Consider the following 4,771-nt stretch of genomic DNA (forward strand, 5'->3'; position numbering starts at 1 on the left):
GAGTTGGCACAGCTGGAATACCGCCTGCCGCGACTGACCGGACGTGGACAAGCCATGTCTCGATTAGGCGGCGGTATCGGCACGCGAGGTCCGGGTGAAACCAAGCTAGAAACCGAGCGACGGTCGATTCAGCGACGGATCTCGCGGCTTCAGCAGGAGGTCAACCAGCTACAGGCTCACCGCGCCCGAATGCGGCAGCGCCGCCAGCACGAGGAAGTGCCGTCGATCGCGGTAGTTGGCTACACGAACGCGGGCAAGTCTACGCTGCTAAATGTGTTAACGAATGCTGAGGTCTATACCGCTGACCAATTGTTTGCCACCCTTGATCCCACTACGCGCCGCCTAGTCGTGCCGGATGTTACTACGCAGGAGCCACGCCCGATTCTGTTGACGGATACGGTGGGTTTCATCCATGATCTGCCCGCTTCACTGATGGACGCCTTTCGCGCCACGCTCGAAGAAGTCACTGAAGCTGACGCGCTGCTGCACGTCGTGGATTTGTCCCATTCTGCGTGGCAGAGCCAGATCCGATCGGTGATGACGATTCTGTCACAGATGCCGATTACACCGGGTCCGGCGGTAATCGTGTTCAATAAGATTGACCAGGTAGACGGCGATCGTCTGTCCCTTGCCAAAGAGGAATTCCCTCAAGCGGTGTTCGTGTCGGCTAGCGATCGTCTGGGTTTAGAAACGCTGCGGCGCAAGCTGGGGCAGCTAGTGCACTATGCCGTCTCGTCTTAGTGAACGTTTAGATGGGTGGACTTCTTGCTGAGGCTGTCCTTCCACGTTATCTCTCGACACGCAAGCTGGAATTCTTTGGAACATCTCCTAGATTGACTATGGGGCACTCTTTGGTGTCATTTCGCGAACAGAGTATCTGCGCAAAAGACTATAAGATTGAGGTCTGGCTATTTTTGGCAGTCCGCGAAATCGATCGATCGCCAGAAATTCCATCTTGGTTACAAGAAGCCTGTGCGTTTTGGCGGGAGCAAGCGGAGTTACACATCAATGGTTGCCTTGATCCAGATTTCGATCGATTCATAACTAATGAGGAACGTCTGCAAGTTGTTTGTCAAATTGCTCAACGTGTTCACGAAAGCCTCACTGCTCACGGTGACAAACTATCCAAAAACTTTCTGAATCAGCTTTGTGGTTGTACTCCTCCTAATGTTTTCTACATAGACAACGACACAGAACTGTACTTGAAGCTATCCAGTGCCATGATCAAGCTGCTTGAGGGTCGTCAAACCCAACAGCTTGATTATGCATAGGTTGCTGCCCGTTTGATGACACTCGATGGAGCAGCATTGGTAGAATTAGCCGTCTTACTACGGGTGAATTGGAACTTAGCTCCTTACCGCTCCCCAGTTACGATGTAAGCAACGCGCTTGCCGATGTTGGTGGCGTGGTCTGCCATGCGCTCTAGATGGCGGATAATCAGAATCAGCAGCACGATCGGCTCAACAATGCCCGCAACGTCTCGCTGGAGCGCCAGTTCGTTATAAAGAGTTTCGTAATCCAGATCCACCGCATCGTCTTTGTCTTTAACAGCGAGTCCGGATTCAGCATCCAAGTCAGACAAAGCGGCAAGGCTCATTGCCAGCATTGCCCGACAACGATCGCACATAACCTGCACCTGTTCCATACAGGACTGCCTAGGGTACGGAAACAGGCGCACGGCAATTTCTCCCAAATCTTCCGCGTAGTCTCCGATTCGCTCTAAGTCGCGAACAAGCTGCATCAGAGCGGTAAGCTGGCGTAGATCGCGGGCAACCGGAGCTTCGAGAGCGATCAGACGGACACAATCCTGCTCGATTTGACGGTAAAACTGGTCAATCTGCTTATCTTGCACCGCGATACGCTCGGGCACCTCCAGATTCCGCTCAAACAGAGCTTGACGCGCTAGCCAGAAGGAGTTTTCAACTAACGCACCCATACGTAGCACATCTTGTTGAACGCCCTTCAGCTGCCGCTCAAAGTGAGCACGGGTTGTAGGTCGTGAACTGCTCAATAACTCACCCGCCAAAACTGATAGGAATGGACTTAGGAAACGACCACTGGAGCTTAGACTGGTTCAAAATAGCTGAGCCACAGGCAGTGTTCCGGTGAAGTCAGTGGCACACAGTAAAGCATGAAACTTAACGAATGCGCTCAACACACTATCCAATTTTCTGAATTAGATCATTAGTTTATCGCGCAAATTCCTTTTAGGCAGCTAATCCTTTAATAGAAATAAATCGTAGGCTCAAAGCGATAGTGCTTACAATCAATTTGGTCTTGCGCGTTCAAAGTTAGCATCGGGAGATACAATCTATCGACATTCGCTGCGCGTCTACCGCCTGCAAGCCCAGTTCGATTTCACTAGATACCTCATGCCATCATGCCGGACTCGATTGATTTTCATCCCCTGTTTACGCAACTGCAAGCCCGTTATCCCGCTAGCAGCCTAGTTGCCGAACTCGTTCAGATCCACGAAGGCAACTTTTTAGTGCGGGCGATCGTGGAGGTGAGCGGGACCCCGCTTGCGACTAGCATGGCAGCCGCCGCAACGCTGGAATTGGCGGAAGATCAGGCACGGCTGCGAGTGCTGAAGCTGCTGGGCATTTCCACCTTTGCGCCAGCCCTGCGTCAAAGTATCCAGCCTCCTACTTACGAACTGCCGTCCTCACTGCTGCCAAGCACGATCGAGACTGAAACGCGCCTGCCAGCACCAGAACCCGATTTAGTTCCCACTGCGCTTCCCAGCCTCAAGGACGCCACTCCGCCGATTTCTAGAAGCGAACCCCTGCCGGAAATTGCACCGCTGCCATTTGATTTTTCGAGTGTGTCTGAGTCGCCGCGATCGACGTTTCCGCCACTTGGCGAAGTTGACCCATTTTCTGAGTCGGAGGACACGGCTCCTGTAGCAGTTCCAACCGTAGCGCCCACGAAGTTGCTGGACTCTGATGCGGCTCCACCCAAATCCCGCAACGGCAAGTCGCGTTCGACCGCAACTCCAGAGCCGCCTCCAAAACAGACCGAGCCACCCGCCCCAGCAATGGAAGATCTTTCCTCGCTGATTGCTCAAACCGACATGGAGCTAGAGCGGATTGGATGGACCAGGGAAAAGGGACAGAAGCACCTGATGCGGACGTACAGTAAGCGATCTCGCCAGCAGCTAACGGATGAGGAACTGCTCGATTTTCTCACCTACCTGAAGGGCTGTCCGTCTCCGAGTGAACTACCGTTCCATTCGTAAAGCGAGCTAACAGCAATTCGCTGTTAGCTCGCTTGCTCGCCTATGTTTTCGGCGTGAGCGACTACTGCACCAGTGCCGCTGGATGAGTTGCCGAGGGGCGACGATCGATCACTTGATCGATTAAACCGTAGTCTCTGGCGTCCTCTGCGGACATGAAGAAGTCGCGTTCGGTGTCTTCCTGAATCCGCTCTAGCGGTTGCCCCGTGTGGTCAGCGAGCAGCGTGTTCAGGCGATTCTTGTGATACAGAATTTCTTTTGCCTGGATCTCAATATCCGTTGCCTGTCCTTGAGCACCCCCTAGAGGTTGGTGGATCATGATGCGCGAGTGCGGCAGACTCATCCGCTTGCCCTTTGTGCCTGCACTGAGCAAAAATGCGCCCATGCTGGCAGCAAACCCAACGCAAATCGTGCATACGTCCGGCGTCAGCTGTTTGATGGTGTCATAGATGCCCATGCCCGCCGTCACCGAGCCGCCCGGAGAGTTGATGTAGAGATAAATATCCTTTTCCGGGTCCTCTGCCTGTAAAAAGAGCAACTGAGCAACGATCAGATTAGCGAGATCGGCGTCAACTTGCTGTCCTAGAAAAATGATGCGATCGCGCAGAAGCCGCGAGTAAATGTCGAAGGCGCGTTCGCCGCGACCCGACTGTTCAATAACGGTAGGAATCATAGCCTATGCTCAGATGATTTTTTTCATTCTATCGCTGCGGCAGTGAGGCGTGAGGCTGAAGGAGTAAGAAGCGATGATTTTGAAGATACCTGAACTTACGCAAACCTTGGAGGTTTTAACCGAGCATCAAACATCTTGAGCAACGTAGTGAGTTAAACCTCCGAGGTTTTGGTCCGGCTTCCAGTTCTGGCTTCTGTAGACGAGGAGACTACAGCGACAGGCTGACCTGCGAGCCGTGCTCGGTCTTGATGACTTCGATGCGTGCCTGAAAGGCTTCCTTAAAGTGGGGCACATGGGTCACGGTGAGAATGCAAGCAAAGGCAGGCGCGATCGCATTAATTGCGGCAATCAAGCGATCGCAGCCTTCTGCATCCTGCGTGCCAAAGCCTTCGTCGATAATCAGTAGCTGTAGGGCGGTGCCCGATCGCTGCGCCAGCAGGCGCGACAGCGCCAGTCGAATCGCAAAATTGACGCGGAACGCCTCGCCGCCAGAATAGGTTTCGTAGGGGCGAGTGCCGTGGGCATCAGCAATCAGGATATCGAGGGTTTCGATCAGGCGAGCCGATGAGGTGTGAGTGAGGCGCGATCGTGGAGCTTCTCCATCGGCAGCACCTTCTTTGGCGTTGGAGCGAAAGGTCTTAACGTCGTCAATCTTGATGGATTTGCTTTTTGACTTGGTGGAGCGCTGAGTCACAAACTGCACGTGAAGCTGATTCGCGCTGAGGCGGCTGAGAATCAGGTTCGTTTCGGCTTCGAGCTGGGGCAGAACGTTTTCAATCATTAGCGTTTGAATGCCGTTTCTGCCGAACGCCTGCGCCAGCTCCTGATAAATTCGCTGCTGGCGCTGAGCCGTTTGATGCTGA

The 4,771-nt window shown here is 53.5% G+C and carries 6 protein-coding genes; 3 read left to right on the forward strand and 3 right to left on the reverse strand.

What is annotated here, in order from left to right; all coding sequences use genetic code 11:
- A partial coding sequence (hflX, locus tag H6F43_RS18675) for a GTPase HflX (protein ID WP_190344271.1) occupies nucleotides 1-741 on the forward strand: 741 nt, incomplete at its 5' end.
- Between the two features lie 11 nt (nucleotides 742-752).
- The gene (locus H6F43_RS18680; protein ID WP_190344273.1) at nucleotides 753-1,271 is read left to right on the forward strand and encodes a hypothetical protein; all 519 of its coding nucleotides are present in this window, start codon (nucleotides 753-755) and stop codon (nucleotides 1,269-1,271) included.
- 83 nt (nucleotides 1,272-1,354) lie between these two features.
- On the opposite strand, the gene phoU is transcribed toward H6F43_RS18680, so the two are convergent.
- The gene (gene phoU / locus H6F43_RS18685; protein ID WP_190344276.1) at nucleotides 1,355-2,011 is read right to left on the reverse strand and encodes a phosphate signaling complex protein PhoU; all 657 of its coding nucleotides are present in this window, start codon (nucleotides 2,009-2,011) and stop codon (nucleotides 1,355-1,357) included.
- Nucleotides 2,012-2,380: 369 nt separating this feature from the next.
- Here phoU and H6F43_RS18690 point away from each other — a divergent pair, with 369 nt between their 5' ends.
- Complete coding sequence (locus tag H6F43_RS18690; RefSeq protein WP_190344278.1) at nucleotides 2,381-3,238, forward strand: hypothetical protein; 858 nt, start codon at nucleotides 2,381-2,383, stop codon at nucleotides 3,236-3,238.
- Nucleotides 3,239-3,299: 61 nt separating this feature from the next.
- On the opposite strand, the gene clpP is transcribed toward H6F43_RS18690, so the two are convergent.
- Nucleotides 3,300-3,908: an ATP-dependent Clp endopeptidase proteolytic subunit ClpP gene (gene clpP, locus H6F43_RS18695; protein ID WP_190344280.1), complete on the reverse strand. Its 609-nt coding sequence runs from the start codon at nucleotides 3,906-3,908 to the stop codon at nucleotides 3,300-3,302.
- A 208-nt stretch (nucleotides 3,909-4,116) separates the two neighbouring features.
- Nucleotides 4,117-4,771, reverse strand: a 655-nt coding sequence (locus H6F43_RS18700) for an SbcC/MukB-like Walker B domain-containing protein (protein ID WP_277879972.1), incomplete at its 5' end; no start/stop codon positions are given.

The organism is Leptolyngbya sp. FACHB-36, assembly GCF_014695955.1.
Classification (GTDB): Bacteria; Cyanobacteriota; Cyanobacteriia; order Leptolyngbyales; family Leptolyngbyaceae; genus FACHB-36.

What these genes read in the sequence shown, in the direction of transcription:
- H6F43_RS18680 (WP_190344273.1), top strand. Translation starts at nt 753, where the DNA reads ATGGGTGGACTTCTTGCTGAGGCTGTCCTTCCACGTTATCTCTCGACA.
- H6F43_RS18690 (WP_190344278.1), top strand. Translation starts at nt 2,381, where the DNA reads ATGCCGGACTCGATTGATTTTCATCCCCTGTTTACGCAACTGCAAGCC.
- clpP (WP_190344280.1), bottom strand. Translation starts at nt 3,908, where the DNA reads ATGATTCCTACCGTTATTGAACAGTCGGGTCGCGGCGAACGCGCCTTC.